This is a genomic window from Streptomyces sp. NBC_01750, from assembly GCF_035918095.1.
Taxonomy (GTDB): domain Bacteria; phylum Actinomycetota; class Actinomycetes; order Streptomycetales; family Streptomycetaceae; genus Streptomyces.
In genome coordinates, this window is the sequence record NZ_CP109137.1 from 3838179 (window position 1) to 3856280 (window position 18102).

Annotated in this window: 16 protein-coding genes; 13 read left to right on the forward strand and 3 right to left on the reverse strand. The window is 68.3% G+C overall.

Annotation, left to right across the window (positions count from 1 at the left end; translation table 11 throughout):
• The 5 genes from OG966_RS17080 (at position 1) to metF (ending at position 4964) form a co-directional block, all read left to right on the forward strand.
• On the forward strand, positions 1 to 966 hold the full coding sequence (locus OG966_RS17080; protein WP_326650527.1) for a pseudouridine-5'-phosphate glycosidase: 966 nt from the start codon (positions 1 to 3) through the stop codon (positions 964 to 966).
• A gap of 69 nt (positions 967 to 1035) precedes the next feature.
• A complete protein-coding gene (locus OG966_RS17085; protein ID WP_326650528.1) occupies positions 1036 to 1758 on the forward strand; it encodes a HemK2/MTQ2 family protein methyltransferase in 723 nt (240 codons plus the stop codon).
• Between the two features lie 112 nt (positions 1759 to 1870).
• On the forward strand, positions 1871 to 3079 hold the full coding sequence (gene metK, locus OG966_RS17090) for a methionine adenosyltransferase (protein ID WP_326650529.1): 1209 nt from the start codon (positions 1871 to 1873) through the stop codon (positions 3077 to 3079).
• Between the two features lie 2 nt (positions 3080 to 3081).
• Positions 3082 to 4065: a carbohydrate kinase family protein gene (locus OG966_RS17095; RefSeq protein WP_326650530.1), complete on the forward strand. Its 984-nt coding sequence runs from the start codon at positions 3082 to 3084 to the stop codon at positions 4063 to 4065.
• A complete protein-coding gene (gene metF, locus OG966_RS17100) occupies positions 4062 to 4964 on the forward strand; it encodes a methylenetetrahydrofolate reductase [NAD(P)H] (protein WP_326650531.1) in 903 nt (300 codons plus the stop codon). Before OG966_RS17095 ends, metF begins: the two co-directional genes overlap by 4 nt.
• A gap of 88 nt (positions 4965 to 5052) precedes the next feature.
• Here the strand turns inward: metF and OG966_RS17105 are convergent, their stop codons facing one another.
• Positions 5053 to 5928, reverse strand: a complete 876-nt coding sequence (locus OG966_RS17105) for a LysR family transcriptional regulator (RefSeq protein ID WP_326650532.1) — start codon at positions 5926 to 5928, stop codon at positions 5053 to 5055.
• A 267-nt stretch (positions 5929 to 6195) separates the two neighbouring features.
• Between OG966_RS17105 and OG966_RS17110 the strand changes: the two genes are divergently transcribed.
• From OG966_RS17110 to OG966_RS17120, 3 genes are all read left to right on the forward strand, one after another.
• Positions 6196 to 6837 carry a mycothiol-dependent nitroreductase Rv2466c family protein gene (locus OG966_RS17110; protein ID WP_326650533.1) on the forward strand — a complete coding sequence of 214 codons (642 nt, stop codon included), beginning with the start codon at positions 6196 to 6198 and terminating at the stop codon, positions 6835 to 6837.
• A gap of 54 nt (positions 6838 to 6891) precedes the next feature.
• Entirely contained in the window at positions 6892 to 7845 is a 954-nt protein-coding gene (locus OG966_RS17115; RefSeq protein ID WP_326650534.1) for an EamA family transporter, read from the forward strand.
• 170 nt (positions 7846 to 8015) lie between these two features.
• The gene (locus OG966_RS17120) at positions 8016 to 9152 is read left to right on the forward strand and encodes an MFS transporter (RefSeq protein ID WP_326650535.1); all 1137 of its coding nucleotides are present in this window, start codon (positions 8016 to 8018) and stop codon (positions 9150 to 9152) included.
• A 515-nt stretch (positions 9153 to 9667) separates the two neighbouring features.
• Here OG966_RS17120 and OG966_RS17125 read toward each other — a convergent pair.
• Positions 9668 to 11368 carry an AIPR family protein gene (locus OG966_RS17125; protein ID WP_326650536.1) on the reverse strand — a complete coding sequence of 567 codons (1701 nt, stop codon included), beginning with the start codon at positions 11366 to 11368 and terminating at the stop codon, positions 9668 to 9670.
• On the opposite strand from OG966_RS17125, the gene OG966_RS17130 reads away from it, so the two are divergent.
• The 3 genes from OG966_RS17130 to OG966_RS17140 all read left to right on the forward strand — a co-directional run bounded on the left by OG966_RS17130 (position 11354) and on the right by OG966_RS17140 (position 14565).
• A complete protein-coding gene (locus tag OG966_RS17130) occupies positions 11354 to 12520 on the forward strand; it encodes an AAA family ATPase (protein ID WP_326650537.1) in 1167 nt (388 codons plus the stop codon). The two genes, OG966_RS17125 and OG966_RS17130, sit on opposite strands and share 15 nt — an antisense overlap.
• Positions 12520 to 12888 (forward strand): hypothetical protein, encoded by a 369-nt coding sequence (locus tag OG966_RS17135; protein WP_326650538.1) that lies wholly within the window; start codon positions 12520 to 12522, stop codon positions 12886 to 12888. Before OG966_RS17130 ends, OG966_RS17135 begins: the two co-directional genes overlap by 1 nt.
• A gap of 1128 nt (positions 12889 to 14016) precedes the next feature.
• Positions 14017 to 14565 (forward strand): hypothetical protein, encoded by a 549-nt coding sequence (locus OG966_RS17140; protein WP_326650539.1) that lies wholly within the window; start codon positions 14017 to 14019, stop codon positions 14563 to 14565.
• A 223-nt stretch (positions 14566 to 14788) separates the two neighbouring features.
• On the opposite strand, the gene OG966_RS17145 is transcribed toward OG966_RS17140, so the two are convergent.
• The gene (locus OG966_RS17145; RefSeq protein WP_326650540.1) at positions 14789 to 15106 is read right to left on the reverse strand and encodes a helix-turn-helix transcriptional regulator; all 318 of its coding nucleotides are present in this window, start codon (positions 15104 to 15106) and stop codon (positions 14789 to 14791) included.
• 93 nt (positions 15107 to 15199) lie between these two features.
• Here OG966_RS17145 and OG966_RS17150 point away from each other — a divergent pair, with 93 nt between their 5' ends.
• Together OG966_RS17150 and OG966_RS17155 are read left to right on the forward strand one after the other, a co-directional pair.
• Entirely contained in the window at positions 15200 to 16111 is a 912-nt protein-coding gene (locus OG966_RS17150; protein ID WP_326650541.1) for a hypothetical protein, read from the forward strand.
• Between the two features lie 83 nt (positions 16112 to 16194).
• Positions 16195 to 17871 carry a hypothetical protein gene (locus tag OG966_RS17155; RefSeq protein WP_326650543.1) on the forward strand — a complete coding sequence of 559 codons (1677 nt, stop codon included), beginning with the start codon at positions 16195 to 16197 and terminating at the stop codon, positions 17869 to 17871.
• Positions 17872 to 18102: the final 231 nt, after the last annotated feature.

The window sequence follows — 18102 nt, forward strand, 5'->3', positions numbered from 1 at the left end:
ATGGCTGTGACCACTACGACCTCTCTTCCCCACAAGGACATCCCGCTCGTCTTCAGTGCCGAGGTGGCCGACGCGCTCCACGAAAGCCGCCCGGTGGTGGCGCTGGAGTCCAACGTCATCACCCACGGCCTGCCGTACCCGGAAAACGCCGCGACCGCCCGGAAGGTCGAGGAGGCCGTCCGGGCGGGCGGCTCGGTCCCGGCCACGATCGCCGTGGAAAGCGGCAAGATCGTGGTCGGCATGACCGCCGCCGACATCGACCGGTTCGCTTCGACGCCGGGCATCCCCAAGGTCAGCAGCCGGGACATGCCCGTCGTCTTGGCACAGGGCCGGATGGGCGCGCTGACGGTCGCCTCCTCCGTGGTGGCGGCCGAACTCGCGGGTATTCCGTTCTTCTCCTCGGCCGGCATCGGCGGCGTGCACCGGGGCGCGGACAAGACCATGGACGTGTCCTCCGACCTGATCCAGTTCACACGCTCCAAGGTCGCGGTGGTGTGCGCCGGCGGGAAGAAGATCCTGGACCTCGGCCTGACGCTGGAGTACCTGGAGACCCAGTGCGTACCGGTGGTCTCGTACCGGTCGGACGACTTCCCCGCCTTCTACTGCGTGTCCAGCGGTTTCCGCAGCCCGATGCGGCTGGACGACGACGAGGTGATCGCCCGGTCGATTGAGAACCACTGGGCGCTGGGCAACAACAGCTCGTTCCTGATCACCACGCCGGTCCGGCCGCAGGAGGCGATCGACAGCGACGAGGTCGACGCCGCGATCACCGAGGCCATGGCCGCCGCCGACCGGGATGGCATCCGCGGCCAGGCGATCACGAAGTACCTGATGCGTGCGGTGGACGCGGCTACAGAAGGCCGCTCGTCCAAGGCAAACATGGCCGTGCTCATCAGCACAGCCGAGGTCGGCGGCCGGCTGGCCGCGGCGCACGCCCGGCTCCGGGCCGGGTCCCGGTCCGTCTGACAGACGCCCCCACCACCCCACCCATCGAACGCGTTCCCTCGCGCACGACACTCGAATGGATACGACACCATGACGAAGCTCGACCACCAGTCCGCGTCCGAAGCCGAGTCCTACCGCCCGCTCGTCTCCCAGGAGCGGGTGAAGGAGATCAAGCAACTGCGCCAGGCCATGGCCTCGCAGGGCGGCGGCGAGGAGGGCGAGCAGACCCACCCGTTCCTGGGCCTGGCCCTGCGGGTCCCTTCGCAGGTCATGACCCCCTGCCCCGTGTCCCCGATGCTCGGCGGCGCGGTCTTCGCCGAGGTCGAACCGGGTGACCGGGTCCTCGACATGGGCACCGGCAGCGGTTCGCTGGCCCTGATCGCTGCCAAGAAGGGCGCCGATGTCCTGGCGGTGGATCTCAACCCGCACGCCGTGGCCGCCGTCCGTGTCAACGCGGAGCTGAACGAGGTCGCCGACCGAGTCGAGTCGCGCGGGAGCGACGTCTTCAATTCGGTCGAGGGCCGCTTCGACCTGATCGTCTTCAACCCGCCGTTCCAGTGGTTCGCCGCCACCGACTACGCGGACGTCGCGGGCACCGACGCCGGCTACCAGGCACTGACCCGCTTCTTCCGCGAGGCCCGTGCCCACCTGACGGAGAAGGGTCGCATGATCCTCTTCTTCAGCACCATGGGTGACGTGGAGTACTTCGAGAAGCTGGTGGCCGACGAGGGCTTCGACCACGAGGTGGTCTTCTCCACCACCCGGCCCGTCTTCGACGTGCCGGTCGAGTTCACCGTGCACCGCCTGTCCTGATCCCGGACACCCCCCGGGGCCTCCCCCATCGGGGAGGCCCCGGCCCGCCGCAGGCCGCGCCGGTCCCGCCGGTCCCCATCCACGCACGTCCGTACGACAGGAGCGCTACGCCGTGTCCCCACGTCTATTCACCTCCGAATCGGTGACCGAGGGCCATCCCGACAAGGTCGCCGACCGGATCAGCGACACCGTCCTCGACGCCCTGCTGGCCCAGGACCCGCGGTCCCGGGTGGCGGTGGAAACCCTGATCACCACCGGCCAGGTGCATGTGGCCGGCGAGGTGACCACTTCCGCCTGGGCCGACATCCCCGCGCTGGTGCGTGAGGCCGTCCTGGAGATCGGCTACGACTCGTCCGCGAAGGGCTTCGACGGCGCCTCCTGTGGCGTCTCGGTCTCCATCGGCGCGCAGTCCCCGGACATTGCGCAGGGTGTCGACACCGCGTACGAGAGGCGCATCGAGGGCGACGAGGACGAGCTCGACCGGCAGGGCGCCGGTGACCAGGGTCTGATGTTCGGCTACGCCTGCGATGAGGCCCCGAACCTGATGCCGCTGCCGATCGAGGTGGCGCACCGGCTGTCGCGCCGGCTCGCTGAGGTCCGCAAGGACGGGACGATCCCGTACCTGCGTCCCGACGGCAAGACCCAGGTGACCATCGAGTACGACGGTGAGACCCCGGTCCGTCTGGACACGGTGGTGGTCTCCTCGCAGCACGCGAGCGGCATCGACCTCGACGCCCTGCTGACCCCCGACATCCGCGAGCACGTGGTGGAGTACGCGCTGGCTGGCCTGGTGGAGGACGGCATCAAGCTGGACACCGAGGGCTACCGGCTGCTGGTGAACCCGACCGGCCGCTTCGAGATCGGCGGCCCGATGGGCGACGCCGGCCTCACCGGCCGCAAGATCATCATCGACACCTACGGCGGCATGGCCCGCCACGGCGGCGGTGCCTTCTCGGGCAAGGACCCGTCGAAGGTCGACCGTTCGGCCGCGTACGCGATGCGCTGGGTCGCGAAGAACCTGGTCGCGGCCGGTCTGGCCTCGCGCTGCGAGGTCCAGGTCGCGTACGCGATCGGCAAGGCCGAGCCCGTCGGCCTGTTCGTCGAGACCTTCGGCACCGCCAAGACCGACGTGTCCAGGATCCAGAACGCCATCACGGAGGTCTTCGACCTGCGCCCGGCCGCGATCGTCCGCGACCTCGACCTACTCCGTCCGATCTACGCCCAGACGGCCGCCTACGGCCACTTCGGCCGCGCACTGCCCGCGTTCACCTGGGAGCGGACCGGCCGCGCCGAGGCCCTGCGCGCGGCCGCTGGGATGTGATCATGGACATCGCCGTCACTGGATCCATCGCCACCGACCACCTGGCGACCTTCCCGGGGCGCTTCGCCGAGCAGATCATCCCCGAGCGCCTGGCGACGATCTCCCTGTCGTTCCTCGTGGATGACCTTCAGGTGCGCCGGGGCGGCGTTGCCGCGAACATCTGTTTCGGGCTGGGCCAGCTCGGGCTGGCCCCGGTGCTGGTCGGCGCCGCCGGCACGGACTTCGCCGAGTACGACGCCCGGCTGCGCGTCTCCGGTGTGGACACCGGATCGGTCCGGCTCAGCACCACCCGCCACACCGCCCGCTTCATGTGCACGACCGACGTCGACCACAACCAGATCGCCTCCTTCTACCCGGGCGCCATGGTGGAGGCCCAGGAGATCGACCTGGCCGAGGTCGTGGACCGCGTCGGCGCCCTCGACCTCGTCCTGGTAGCCCCCGACATGCCGGAGGCGATGGTCCGCCACACCAGGGCGGCGCACGCCGCCGGCATCCCGGTCGCGGCCGACCCCTCGCAGCAACTGGCGCGGCTCGACGAGGAGTCGACCCGGCTGCTCGTGGACGGGGCTCGGTTCCTCTTCACCAACGCGTACGAGAGCGCGCTGCTGCGGCAGCGGACCGGGTGGAGCGAGGCCGAGGTGCTGGCGCGCGTCGGCGTGTGGATCGTCACCCGGGGCGCTGACGGGGTCTCGATCCTGACCGCCGACGGGCCGGCCGAGCACGTGCCCGCTGTCGCGACGGACCAGCCCACCGACCCCACCGGCGTGGGCGACGCCTTCCGGGCCGGCTTCCTCGCAGGACTGTCTCGGGGGCTGCCCCACCGCCGCGCGGCCCAACTGGGCTGCGCCGTAGCCACGATCGTCCTCGAGTCCTTCGGCACCCAGGAGTACAAGCTGCTTCCCTGGGACCTGTCGGAGCGACTGCTGCGGGCCTACGGGGCCGAGGGGGCGGCGGACATCGGCGCGTGGCCCGGGGAGCCCGCGTGACGGAGCTGCGCGAGCTCCTCGCCACCAGGACCTGCTCGTTCTCCTTCGAGTTCTTCCCGCCCCGGACGGAGGCGGGCGCGGCCGCCCTGTGGGAGGCAATCCGCCGGATCGAGGCGTTCGCCCCGAGCTTCGTCTCGGTCACCTACGGGGCCGGGGGGTCGTCCCGGGACCGCACGGTCGAGCTGACGAAGCGGATCGCGGCGGAGACCACGCTGCGTCCGGTGGCCCAACTGACGGCGGTGGCGCACTCGGTCGCCGAACTGCGGCACGTGATCGGTCAGTACGCGGACGCCGGCGTCCGGGACGTCCTGGCCCTGCGCGGGGACCCGCCGGGCGACCCGAACGCGCCCTGGATCCAGCACCCGAGCGGCTTCTCCCACGCCTGGGAGTTGGTCCGGCTAGTGCGGGAATCGGGAGCGTTCAGCGTCGGCGTGGCCGCGTTCCCCGAGCGCCATCCGCGCTCCCCCGACTGGGAGTCCGACGTCCGGCACTTCGTGGCCAAATGCCGCGCGGGCGCGGACTACGCGGTGACCCAGATGTTCTTCCGGGCCGAGGACTACCTGCGGCTGCGGGACCGGGTCGTGGCGGCAGGGTGCGACATCCCGATCATCCCCGCGATCATGCCGGCCACGAACGCCCGGCAGATCGCCCGGTTCGCCGAGCTGAGCGGGGCCACGTTCCCGGAGGACCTGGCCCGGCGGCTGGAGGCGGTGGGCGGCGGGTCGGCGGGCCAGCGAGTCGGCGTCGACTTCGCGGTGGCCATGGCCGAGCGGCTGCTCGCCGAGGGCGTTCCCGGCCTGCACTACATCACGCTCAACCGGTCCACGGCGACCTCGGAGATCCACCGCGCGCTGCTCGGCTCCGGCCTGACCGAACGCGCCCTGGCGGCCCGGGCCTGAGCCACTACCGCAACGGTCAAGGAGGAGCCGGGGGCGCCCCCACCCGCATCGGGTGGGGGCCACCCCCGGCTCCTCCGCGCGCCCGCGGTCACTCCTCCTCGATGCCCAACAGCTCCAGGAAGGCCGCGGCCGCCGGGGTGCGGCTCCCCCGACCCCAGATCACGTACTCGGCGCGGGCCGGTGCGTCCGTGACCTCGATCGTGGCCATCCCGGCCAGGCCCGCGACGTACGCGGGCGGGAGCAGGGCCACGCCCAGACCCGCGCCGACCAGACGGGCCAGGTAGTCCGCGTTGGTCACCTCGAAGGCGACCTCGCGGGTGAGGCCGGCGGCGATGAAGGCCAGATCGGACTGGGCCCTGCCGGCGGTCTTCGCCGGGAGGTCCACGAACACCTCCGAGGACAGCCGACGGAGGTCGACCGAGGTCTCGCCGGCGAGCGGGTGGTCCGGGGAGACCACGGCGACCAGCCGCTCCCGAGCCAGCTCCCGGGCCATGACGCCCCGAGGGCGGGCCGTGACCGGGATGCCGAGAAAGGCCACCTCGATCTCGCCCTGCCTGACCCGCTCGACGAGCTCGTCGCTCGCTCCCACACTGAGGCTGATCCGGGCCTTCGGATGACGCTGGTGGAAGTCCCTGAGGACGGCGGGAATGTCCACGGCGGCGACGGTGGGGATCAGCCCCACCGAGAGGCGTCCGCGCACCTCCCCCACGGCCGCCGCGACTTCGGCGGCGGCCCGCTCCGCCGCGTCCAGGCACTGGCGGGCGGCGGGCAAGAAGGCCACGCCCGCCGGGGTCAACCGGACCCGGCGGCTGGTGCGTTCGAAGAGCCTCGCACCCAGTTCCTTCTCCAGGCGCGCGATCTGGTGGCTGAGCGCGGACTGGACCACAAGGCAGCGTTGGGCAGCCCTCGTGAAGCTGTTCGCCTCGGCCACGGCGATCACGTACCGCATCTGCTGGAGCTCCATGGATCCATCGTGATACGAGATCCATCGCGTGACAAGCATGTGTTGGACTCATTGATACCCCCGGCCCGACACTGGTGACGACCGCACACGGCAGGAACGTCCTCGGGCCGACTCCGCCGGGCGGGCCCTCGATCGGGGCCCCTCCGGCATGCCCGGAAGCCGCTCCTCCGCTGCCCTCTCCCCTACCTCCCGCACCTGGGCGCACAGCGCCGAGGCATGCCTGCGCGCGCCCTCGTGCCCGTGACACCGAAAGGACGAGCGACCGCCATGAACATCACGCCACCGCGTTCCGAGACGACCATCGCCGACATCTGGGTGGACCCCCGCTGCCCCTGGGCGTGGATCACCTCACGCTGGATGCTGGAGGTTGAGCAGGTCAGGCCGCTAGAAACCCGTTTCCACATCATGAGCCTGTCGGTCCTCAACGAGGGCCGCGAGGTCCCGGAGAAGTACCGCCAGGGCATGATCGACGGCTGGGCCTGCGTGCGCGTGTGCGTCGCGGCACAGCAGCGGCACGGCAACGAGGTGCTGCGCCCCCTCTACAACGCCATGGGCCGTCTGATCCACCACGAGAAGGCCGGGCTCGGCCACGACATGATCCGCGCCGCCCTGGAGGAGGCGGGTCTGCCCGCCGACCTGATCGAGGCCGCGGAGGACACCTCTTGGGACGAGCCGCTGCGGGCCGAGCACCACGAGGGGATGGACCCGGTCGGTTCCGAGGTCGGCACCCCGGTGATCCACGTGCCCGGCCCGGAGGGGAAGCCGCTGGCGTTCTTCGGCCCCGTGCTCACCCCCGCCCCCCGTGCCGAGGCGGCCGGAACGCTCTGGGACGGCGTGCTGGCCGTGGCGAGCATAGACGGCTTCTTCGAACTGAAGCGCGGCCGCGACCGCGACCCGATCTTCGACTGAGCCGGCCGGACGGACGTCGGGAGCCACGGTGATTCCCGCGGGATTTGAGGCGAGATGAAGAACAGACAGAATGTACTCACGGCGGCCCTGACCGGCCTGGCTCCGGCGGTCTGGGGCAGCACCTACCTGGTGACCACCGAGCTGCTGCCCCCGGACCGGCCGCTCCTGGCGACCACCATGCGGGCCCTGCCCGGCGGCCTGGTCCTGCTGGCCCTCGGCCGGAAGCTTCCCGTCGGCATCTGGTGGTGGCGCGCGCTGGTGCTGGGCGTTTTGAACATCGGCGCCTTCAACTTCCTGCTCTTCGTCGCGGCCTACCGACTGCCGGGCGGCATCGCCGCCATGATCATGTCGGCGCAGCCCATGTTAGTTGTCATCCTCGCCGCCCTCTTCCTCAGCGAGAGGATCAGACCCATCCACGCCCTGGCCTGCGCAATGGGCACGGGGGGCGTGGTGTTGCTCGTCTTCAGGGGCACGGCGTCGCTCGACACCATCGGAGTCCTCGCCGCAGTCGGCGGAGCGCTGTGCATGGCCTCTGGCATCACACTGACCAAGCGGTGGGGCCGGCCGGAGGGCGTCGGCCTGCTCACGTTCACCGGGTGGCAACTCACGGCGGGAGGTCTGGTCCTGCTGCCGTTCTGGCTGTCGCTGGAAGACCTTCCCGACGGTCTCACCGGCTCCAACGTCATCGGGTTCGCCTACCTCATCACCCTGGGCGCGGTCCTGAGCTACATCGTCTGGTTCCGAGGCATCGAACGCCTACCGGCCGTGGCGGTCTCCTTCCTCGCGCTGGGCAGCCCGGTTGTGGCGACCCTGCTGGGCTACCTCGTCAAGGACCAGACGCTGTCCGCCCTCCAGGTCGTCGGCATGGTCGTCATCTTCCTGGCGGTCGTGCTCGGCCAGCCGCGCCCACCCAAACCGAAGTCCGAGGAGACCCCCTCGGCTCAACCCCGCACCACCGTCTCGCACCTCCCCGACCAACCCGCTCTGGAACAGGAACGCAGCGGATAACGGCGGGCGCACCTCCCCACGCCATGACCTCCTCGTTGGACCCCAGCGCCATGAGGCACTCGCGTACCACGCCTGACCACATCCGGAGAGATGACATGACCATTCAAGAAGAGACAAACACTCCCGTCACGCCACACAAGCAGGTGTCCCCAACCCGGGGATGGCTGGGTGTGGCTGCCATCACCGCCAGTCTGTTCGTCTTCCTCACCACCGAACTGATGCCCATCGGCCTGCTCACCCCGCTCAGCGAGAGCCTCGGGGTCTCCGTGGGCTCGGCTGGTCTCATGGTCACGGCGCAGGGTGTCGCGGCCGGTCTCGGCGTGCCGTTCATCGTGGCATGGACCCGGCGCGTCAACCGGCGCCGACTGCTGACCACACTGCTGGTCGTCCTGGCCGTCGGTAACCTGATCACCTCGATCGCCCCGAACTACCCGCTGATCCTGGGCACCCGCCTGATCATGGGCTTCGCCAGCGGCGTCTTCTGGGCCATCGGCGTCAGCATGGCCATGCGCATCGTCCCGGAGAAGCACGCCAACCGGGCCGCCGCCGTCGTGATGTCCGGAATCTCGATCGCCACCGTCGTCGGCATCCCGCTCGGCACCCTGCTGGAGAGCGCCAGCGACTGGCGCACCACCTTCCTGATCTGGGCCGGCCTCAGCGCTCTGGTGTTCCTCGCGGTCGCCTTCACGATCCCGTCGCTGCCGTCGGCCAACGCGGTCTCGGTCCGCGAGGTCTTCGGACTGCCCGTCAAGAACGTGCCGCTGCGCGTGGTCTTGGTCATGGTCGTGTTCTTCGTCCTCGGCCACTTCGGTGCCTACACCTTCGTCCGGCCCTACCTCGAGGAAAGTACGTCCGCCACCGTCGGCTTCATCACCGTCGTCCTCATCGTCTTCGGTATCGGCGGCGCGATCGGCAACTTCATCGGCGGCCAGACCGTCAACAAGAGCCTGCGGGGCAGCTTCATCGTGGGCGGCCTGATCATGATCGCCGCACTCGTCATGCTGCTGACCATCGGCACGAACGACATCGGCGTGATCGCCGCCATGGTCCTGTGGGGCCTCGCCTTCGGCGTCGTCCAGCTCAGCCAGATCAACATGACGCTCTCGGCGGCGCCGGAGACCTTCGAGGCCGCGATGTCGCTCAACACCATGGCCTACAACACCTGCATCGCCCTGGGCGCCCTCATCGGCGGCCTGTTCGCCGACCACGTGGGCGTCACGAGCGTCGTCTGGTTCGGCATCGTCCTGGTCGCTCTCGCCGTGATCCTCCGCGCCTCCACCGGCCGCCGTACCACGCCGGCGAGCTGACCCCTCCTGACCACCGAAGTGCGGTCCCGGTCCCGCCCTCACGATGAGGGCGGGACCCCGGGAACGGACGTCGCGCAAAACCCCCGCCGCGACGATCCGCACCGCCTCCGGTGCCGTGGGCGCGTGTTCCGGCCAGCGACGGCGGAGCACGCGCCCACTTCGTATTCCCGGCGGGGGACTCCCGCCCCGCGCACCATCCGCCGTGCCGCCGCGGCCCGGCGCTCACGGAAGGCGGACCCTGAGCCCGGGTTTTGGACACCAGAGCCAGTTGGATCTTGATGATCCGGGTGGATATGGAGTCCCGCACAGATGGCCATAAAGCACTACCCTGCCGAGCTTGGCCTGCTTCAGTGACTCCAGTTTCAGGCCGGGGCCCTTGAAGAGCTGGTCGAGGGTGAGGCGTTCGAACTTCTCCTAAGCGTCGAAGACCCGTGCTTGTCCGTGCCCTGGAGTTTGCCGAGCTGGGCGCAGAAGCCGATATCGAAGGCAAGGTGCGGCATGTCCTGTCGGTCCTTCTAATGGTCGGTCTCGTCCGCGTCGGGCTCCTCCAGAACATCGAGGGTCCGCCACGCGAGATCGGCGAGGGTCTCACCCGACTTGGTGACCCACCGGGCGGTGCCCTGGTTCGCGACGGGCCGCTCGGCCCATTCGGCCAACTCCCAGATGAGGGTGATCAGCCCGGAAGGCGAATACTGCTTGCCGTCGGCAGCCCAGAGGATCGGCTTGGAGCGGTTATTGACCCAGGAGGCCAGGGCGCGGCGCCCGTCCTCGGCTAGCCACTGCCGCAGCGCCTCGGCCTCGAGCGGGTAACCGGTGGTGAGCATGAGCGGATCTCCATCGTTCAGGACCTGCTTGTCGACAAGGACCTGTACCGCGTTAGGACGACGGCGCTTGCGCTGAGGGCGGACCCGTCGGTACGTGTCAGGGGTGCGGCCGTTCTCCTGTCCTGTCATGACGGCAACTACTCGTCCGGTCAACTCGCGGCAGCGGAAGGCGTCGGAGCACACTGCCCGGACCTGGGAACGCTCCGTGAAGAGCTCGTCGATCGCGGCAACGGTGATCGGCAACAGCCGCTCGACGAGGTCCTTGGTCGTCTCGACGGCGTCCTTGGCCCAGCTCAGCTTGGTGTCGGGCTCGTCGATCCCTTCGGTGTCGAGCAGCCGGAGCACCAGATGGGCGACCAGGTACACGCCGTGATCCGCCAGAGCGGCACCGCGCCCCTGGTAGCGAGGGCGCAGCTGCAGGAGGGTGCGACGCACCTGGCGCAACACCTGGGTGGCGTTCCACAGGAAATAGACCCCCGGTTGCGGACGGAAGAGGACGTCGTAGATACCCTGCGAGCCCCGCTCCCACAAAGGCTCAAGCGAGAGTGCGATCCTCGCCGCGTACTGGCTGTCGGTACGGGCACAGGCCAGAGCACAGGCAGCCTCAACGACCGAGCAGCCGGATTCCTCGGGCGGATCCAGTTCGCTGCGGCGGACGCTGTATTCCAGGCCGAGCTCGGCTCGCATCTCGTCCATGATCGCCGCCTGGACCGGATCGAGAGCAATGAAGTCACGGGGACCCACGCTGTTCTGCCTGTTGGTGGCCTTGGTGGTCTCCTTGGCGAACCTCTCGGCCTTGCCGGTGACGATGATCCGTACGCCTATCTGGGCCTCAGCTGCGGTCGCGCCGACTGCCAGTGCCTCGGCGACGGACCGCACGGTCTGCGCGCCGTTCACGACGCTGGCATTGTTCATGGTGAGCGTCAGGGGACGTTGCTGTGGGGCGAGCATGCTCTGCTGGGCCTTTTCGACGGAATCGCAGAGCACGGTGATTCCGTTGTTGAAGTACCAGAAGTGTGCAGGTTCCTGAGTGAGAGTCTTGATCAGATCGCCGTTGATCGGCGTGCGACCGAGTGGGTTACGGATGTTGAGGTTGAAGAGGTGTGAGCCGCTCTTGGCCCATTCGGCGATTTCTTCGGCCATGACCACGCCCTGGTACGACTCGTATGGGGAGCTGATCCCGAACCAGGGGAAGAGCGTGGCGCTGAGCTGAGCGGGGACAGGCGTCAGGTCCTGACGGACGGAAGCCCACACCGCAGGGGCCAGAATGATCTCGTGGCCGAGCCGTTCCCCGTACTTATTGAACGGTTTCTCGCCCGTGACCAGTGCTTGACAGAAGCCCTCGCCGGGTTCGTCAGGCCGCATCAGCACGACGACTTGAGTGACGGGCACTGGCCCGCGGTCCATGACGGACTTCGCGTACTCGGCAAGCTGACGTCCGCGCGGGAGACCGCCGCGACCCTGGCTGATGCCTGCGCCGCGGTCAAGGAGAACGCCGTCAGTGAGCTGGAGAAGCGGGACGAACGCTGGCGCAGGCTCGTCATCCGCCTGGCCGGCTGGGCCGAGAGGGCACGTGCCCTGGAGGCGGACAGGCCCCGGCTGCGGGACATCAAGAAGGCGAGCGCCTGGATCAAGGCGCTGGCCGCCGAGTTGCGAGAACAGCGAATGGAGGGCTTCGCCGACCATTCGCAGCGGATCTGGGAGCGGCTCCGCCAGGAGAGCAACATCGACCTCAAGTCCGTGAGCCTGAAGGGCAGCGAGAAGGCCAGTGTCCGCAAGCTCGTCATGGATGTCTCCGTCGACGGTGAGGAGGCCTCGGCTCTCAGCGTCATGAGCCAGGGCGAGCAGCACTCCCTCGCACTGTCCCTGTTCCTTCCCCGGGCCGCCAACGCTGACAGCCCGTTCGGCTTCATCGTCATCGACGACCCCGTGCAGTCCATGGACCCCGCCAAGGTCAACGGACTTGCCCAGGTCCTGCACGAGCTCGGCGAGCACCGACAGGTCGTCGTGTTCACCCACGACACCCGACTCCAGCGCGCGTTCACCAGCCAGGATCTGCCCGTGACGGTGTTCGAGGTCGAGCGGGCCGAGTCGTCCAAGGTGAAGGTCAAGCCGGTGACCGACCCGGTACGGCAGGCGCTTGACGACGCGCGTGCCCTCGCCAGTACCAGTGACCTGCCGACGGCGGCACGGACCCACGTGCTGCCCAGCCTGTGCCGTATCGCTCTGGAGAACGCCTTCCTTGAGGCCGCCTGGATCCGGCACCACCGCGCCGGCGCGCCCGAGCACGCACTGCAGGCGGCCATTGGCGAAGCAGACAAGCTCCTGAAGGTGGCGGCGCTGGCCTTGTTCGGCGACGCCGGGCGGACCGGCGATGTCTACCGGGAACTGCGCACCCTTTGCGGGCCGCGTGCGGTGGAACTCCTCAAGCAGTGCCAGAACGGCGCCCACGCCGCCGGGGCTCAGATCATCGACCCCCACCGATTCGTCGACGACATCGAGGCCATGGCACAGAAGGTGCGCAAGCCGGAGGTGACCGCGTGATGAGTACTTCCACTGCCTCTGTCGCGGAGCTCCTTCTGATCGCCGACAGGTTGCTTGTCGCCCGCCTGGGTGCCACGGCCGCCGGTTGCCATCGCGGAGCCTCGCTCGCTCTGCGAACCGCCCTGGAGATTTCCGTCGACCGCGCGCTCGACGCCGCGGTGCCAGGACTCGCCAGCACCACGATGCGGGCCAAGATGCTATGCCTCCACTGCTACACCTCAGCTGAGACCGCTCGCCGCACCACCGCCGTCTGGTCACACCTATGCCTGGGATGCCACTACCACCAATACGAGATCGGCCCGACAGAGGACCAGGTCCGCGTCTGGCGAGCGGAGGTTGGCGAGTTGGTCGGGGCGTTGGCCCTCTGACTGCTTGCTACCAACAGGCCTTGGTGGTCATTTCGCCGGAGCCGAGCGCATCACCGTCGCAGCATCCATGGGTGCCGCATGGGGAGGGATGTTCATGGGCGCTATCACGCACGACGAGATCATCGCTGCCGAGCTGAAGGTAATGGAACGCGCCTACGCCTGCTAAACCGCACGGCAGAGCGGTGGGGGGGGTCGGCAGAGAGCGATCGCGAAGGCGCATTTGTGACCGCCCGAAACAGGGACTGGTGACCGACCTACTCCTTCGTCGGCACCATCCGCCATCCAGTCCAGCCCGCTGGCTACTCATATAGCCATCACTGACGATAACTCCATGCATCTTCCCGGACCCCGCCTTCGTCGCACAGTGACTCTCGTCGTGATCGATGCACAAGAGCGCGTAGCCGTCTTTCCACTCCTTGGTTCCGCCCACAAGCACTGGACCTTGCCCCACGCCCCGGTCCGGCAAGTCGAGTCCTACGCTGAGGCCGCCCTGAGGCTAGGAACATGTTGCTTCAGCCGCTCGGCTATCCGATGGGGGCCAGTTGTCGGACGAAGATGGGCCGCTCCCCCCTCGAGTGGCGCGCCACGGGTGCGGATGGAGGAGCATGTGTTTCTCGCTCGCACCAGGGCACCCTTGGCCTCCGACTCGACCCACAGGGGAGGGCGGTCTGGGCCGACTGCCATGTGGGCAGCGCGGGCGATGCTCTCGTCACTCCTGAAGGAGCCCCACCTCGACAACACGGCGACCCTGATCGACGGCTACCTCGACGGCTGGCTGCCCGACGGACCAATCACTCTTGATTGAGCCCCATGATGGCCCTCACCTGCACGAGCCCTCATCGGCGCCGCAGGGCCAATCCACCAAGCGCAAACCCCGAACCAAGAGATCCGCGCCCCCTGCGGGGGATGCAGAGAATGACGAACACCCCAAAGAGCACCGCTGCTGTGGTTGCGCAAGCCTCCTTTCGACGCAATGGTTTGCGCGCCCCCCTCTGTTGCATAGGTGAGATTCAGCAAGGGGCCCCGCGATGGCACACGGTGGCTTTAGAGTGACGCTTGCGTGCAAGGTTGCGGGCGGACTCGCACGCAACAGCGGCTAGCCGTAGGGGGTTTGATGGGAAGTCGGCAATGAGTGAGATGCTCTTCCATCGTCTCGACGCGGAGGAACACGCTGCTCGGGAGTTGGTTGCCCGACTGCGCGCTGAGATCGCCGAGACCGAGGAGCGGCTGGCAGCACTCGCAATCACGCGGCGTACTGCAGCGCAGCTTCTCGAAGAGGCGCCTCCTGGGAAGCCGACTGCGAGTGGGGGATCCGCCGAAGGCCGCTACGGGCTTCATGCACAGTCCTCCACGAATGGCGCTCCAGAAGCCACCGAGTCGGATGCAGAGTCGGCCCCCGGCGGGCAGCCGGGTACACAGCAGCGGCGCAGGACGGACAAGCAGCAGGGTTCGAAGCTCTCTGGTCGACTTACCGAGCTGAACCGGAAGGTAGTCACTCTGGTGGGCTCGGCAGATCGACCGATGAGCCCCAAGGACGCAGTCATCCCCCTCGTCGACAAGAGTGCGCCTCGAGCAGAGATCGAGCGGATGCGTCACCGGCTCAACCGCCTGGTGAATAAGGGATACCTGAAGCAGGTCGGACCGGGCCTGTACACCGGGGCGGAGGTGGATCGATAAGTAGCAGCGCCTAGCAGCACGTCCGTTGCCGTGAAGGATCAGCACGGCGCTGGACGGTGAATTGGTGGTGCCGCCAAGGGATCAGTCTCGGCGGCACCGAGCATGTGAGTCCGGTTAGGGGCTTCTGCATGCCGTTTTTGAGGGTAACCCACCGTCGGGCCACCTGTGGCGTGCTGAGCCCAATCCGTCCTGCCTGCACAGATGACGTGCGGGTTCCGGAGGTTCAGCAATGCATCGATCCCGGATCATTGGTACCCGGGTAGAGACCCACGCCGAGCCCGTCCTCCAGACGGCTCAACGTCGCCACGTCCGGCCAGCTACTGCCGGCGAGGAGATTCGCGACCGCCTGACGGTTGACGCCACTGAGAGCGGCGACGCTTCGCAGACCCAGCCCCTGAAGGGTCATTTGCCTGGTCACAGCTTGTGCGACCGCCTGCACCACCCTGGCCTGGGGCTGGTCAAGGAACGTCGCCTCGGGCCAGTTCTCCGGGTCCCGAGCCAGCTCCCGCGGCGGCCTGCTGCGGCCTCGCCCTCCGGTCATGCGCATGCGCTCCTGACTGTCGAAGTGCAGACTCACGAAACAGGTGGCCACTTGTGTAGCCACTTTTCGTGGTGTGTTCCTTTGGAGACGGCTATGAGCGGCGCGATCCTCGGCTACCAGCCGTTGGAAAAGCCATCCGAGTGGGCCTTGGTCGCCGATGGGGTTCGCATGGTGGCCGCCGCGACCTGCGATTCCGTCCCTTATCCAGTGCCGAAAGTGATGCTCGCGCTCTCCGGTTTGGCTATGTACGCCGAGCGCGTCGGCATTGCCCGCGACCCGCTGGCCTGGCTGGCGCCAGAGGTGATGACGCGCTACCTGCTCGCACGGACGAAACTCGAAGGAAGTTCCGTCCAGACGTACCGGAGCATCCTCCTGCGCATCCGCGAGGCTTTGCTGTGGTTGGAGTACGGCCAACAGCCCACACCCCGAATGAACGCCAAGCGCCAGCGTGCCGCCCCGTACACCCCGCCTGAACTCGCCCGCTACCTGATGTGGGCCCGCACACTGCCCCCTACCTCCACCCTCGGCGGCAGCGCCCTGGCCCTGCTGGCCCTCGGCGCCGGCTGCGGACTGCCACGCCGCGAGGTACTGGCCACCCGCGGCACCGACATCACCGTGCTGCCGTCGGAAGCGGTGGTAGTCGCAGTGCCAGGCAGCGACCGGCTGGTGGTCTGCCGAGCGATGTGGGAGGAGGCCCTCGCCGCAAGGGCGTGTGCCGCCGGCGACGGATACCTGTTCCTGCCCCAACGCCAGGTCGCCGACCCTAAGAACGGTGTGTCCAACTGGGCCGAGCGAACTCTGAAGGGTGCATCGGGGCTTCCCGAACTGAAGCTGGCCCGGCTGCGCAGCACCTGGATCGTTGAGCTCCTGCGCCAACGTGTCCCAGAAGATGTCATCGCCACGGCAGCTGGCATGAAGTCGACCGCCGCCCTGGCCCCCTACCGGGCGTCGGTCCCCCCGCTCACCACTGCGGCCACCGCCCGCATGCTGCGCGGCTCGGCATGAGAACTCCCGCCGACGACCCCCGCTATCAGCCTGGCAACGGTCGCCCCCGTCGCCCGTACCCGCGCTCACACGAGCCGTCCGAGATGGCCGACAGCAAGGTCATGAAGCTTCGGCGCACGCTCCATCAGAGCGGCGTCGTGGAGATGATCGAGGCACAGTTTGCAGGACTCCCGGGCCCGCCCGGATACCCCGTCCGTCTGGTTCTGCTCGGTCTGGTCTGCGCGAGCTACGAGAGAACCAGTGGCAACCTCGACGACGCCTTCGAGATCATGACGTTCGGCATCAGCGAGCGGCTGCGCGCCCACCTCGCCATTCCGACCTGCGACATCGAGGACCAGGACGCGGTCAACGCGCTTTACAACCGCTTCCACCGCGCCTGGACTCGCATGAACCGGCTGCTGGACGCTGCACCGCACCAGCGCCGCAGTCGGCTTCCCAGGGCAGCAGGCCGCAAAGTGGCCGCTCAGTGGAACGGTGACCACGGACAGCCCGCTCTCCGTCGTCTGGAAGAACTCGCCAACCGACTGGTCACCGCCCCGGTCCGCATCGCCTTCGTGAAAGGTCTGATGCGTCACTGGCGCGGCGACACTGCGATCGACACCACCTGCGTGCCAACTTGGGCCCGTCCCCACACACGCAAGCGCTCCGCTCTGGAGGCGAGCGCAAACTGGCATTACAAGGGGGGCGGCGACCGGGAGTTCGGCTACAGCGCCACGCTCGCCATCGCGGCCCACGCCGACCCGGACCGAGCCGGCCGCTACCCACAGCTGATCCTCGGCATGGTGCTGCACACGCCAGAGAAGGACATGGGCCGCCACGCCCACTACGTCAGCGCTGTGCTGGCGCAGCTCACCGAGCTCCGTGGCTTCACGGCGGCCGACCGCGCCTACACCAAGCTCCTCCCCGAGAACTTCCACCGGCCGATGCGCGCCCTCGGCTACATGCCCGTGCTCGACTTCACTGAGCCACAGGTCACTTCCGCCAAGGCGGAAGGCCATCACCAGGGCGCGATCACGAAAGTCGGCCGACTCTTCTGCCCCCTCACGCCACGCCGCTTGCTCGACCTGTACTCGCAGATCCGCAGCACCAAGAACGAGCGTGAACGCATCCCTCTTCGAGAGCGGCTGCAGGAGATCGAGGCGTACGCACTCACCCGTAAGGACACACTGGACGATCGCGGAACCGAGCGGTTCGCCTGCCCCATCACCAAGCTCAACTGCCCTTGGGCACAGGAGCGTGAGGGCCGCGGCACACCACCCAAGAAGGGGCCCGTACCGGTCGTCATCAACCTCGATGCCCACAGGGAGCGCACCGCGCACCCTGCCAGCCGGCCCACCGTAGAGCCCCCGACCATTCCGTTCGGCGAACGCCCCAAATGTTGCCGCCAGTCCTCCGTCACCGTGCAGGCGCACGTCATGCCCCGCACGCGGCAGGAGCTGCCTTGGCAGACGCCCTCCTGGGCCCTGGCCTACCAGACGTTGCGTGCTCACATCGAAGGTGGCAACGGGCGGCTGAAGTCCGTCGACTCCGCCCTGCACGCCCGCGAGAGGCGTCAGCCCCGTGGCCGCGTCGCGCAAACCCTGCTGTCCGCCTTCACCGTCATGGTCCACAACATCAAGGAACTCGAGCAGTACCTGGCCGCCAGCAAGCAGAGCGCGATCACCGGCCTCGACCTCGAGCCGAATGATGTCCTTCTGCCCTACCCGACGATCCACTTGACGATCGCGGCCCGCTCTCAGGTGCTGAGCCGTAGCCCCTGAGAGGGCACGTTCCGGGTAATTGAAGATCGACACGTCGCGAGACCGCAGGAGTCTGACTCCACGCCTGCGGTCCCCGCGGCATGTCCGCATCCCAACCCCCGGCCCGTTCCGACGCGGACCGCAACGCTTCCCGGCGGCCCGTCAGACTGACTTTCACACAAGTAGAGGCTCAAACGCCGAGATCCCGGTCAGACGATGACCGTCTGACCGGGATCTCGTGAACAGTTCGCA

What these genes read in the sequence shown, in the direction of transcription:
- OG966_RS17145 (WP_326650540.1), bottom strand. Translation starts at nt 15,106, where the DNA reads ATGACCGGAGGGCGAGGCCGCAGCAGGCCGCCGCGGGAGCTGGCTCGG.
- OG966_RS17140 (WP_326650539.1), top strand. Translation starts at nt 14,017, where the DNA reads ATGAGTGAGATGCTCTTCCATCGTCTCGACGCGGAGGAACACGCTGCT.
- OG966_RS17110 (WP_326650533.1), top strand. Translation starts at nt 6,196, where the DNA reads ATGAACATCACGCCACCGCGTTCCGAGACGACCATCGCCGACATCTGG.
- OG966_RS17150 (WP_326650541.1), top strand. Translation starts at nt 15,200, where the DNA reads ATGAGCGGCGCGATCCTCGGCTACCAGCCGTTGGAAAAGCCATCCGAG.
- OG966_RS17105 (WP_326650532.1), bottom strand. Translation starts at nt 5,928, where the DNA reads ATGGAGCTCCAGCAGATGCGGTACGTGATCGCCGTGGCCGAGGCGAAC.
- OG966_RS17085 (WP_326650528.1), top strand. Translation starts at nt 1,036, where the DNA reads ATGACGAAGCTCGACCACCAGTCCGCGTCCGAAGCCGAGTCCTACCGC.
- OG966_RS17155 (WP_326650543.1), top strand. Translation starts at nt 16,195, where the DNA reads ATGGCCGACAGCAAGGTCATGAAGCTTCGGCGCACGCTCCATCAGAGC.
- OG966_RS17095 (WP_326650530.1), top strand. Translation starts at nt 3,082, where the DNA reads ATGGACATCGCCGTCACTGGATCCATCGCCACCGACCACCTGGCGACC.
- OG966_RS17080 (WP_326650527.1), top strand. Translation starts at nt 1, where the DNA reads ATGGCTGTGACCACTACGACCTCTCTTCCCCACAAGGACATCCCGCTC.
- OG966_RS17135 (WP_326650538.1), top strand. Translation starts at nt 12,520, where the DNA reads ATGAGTACTTCCACTGCCTCTGTCGCGGAGCTCCTTCTGATCGCCGAC.
- OG966_RS17115 (WP_326650534.1), top strand. Translation starts at nt 6,892, where the DNA reads ATGAAGAACAGACAGAATGTACTCACGGCGGCCCTGACCGGCCTGGCT.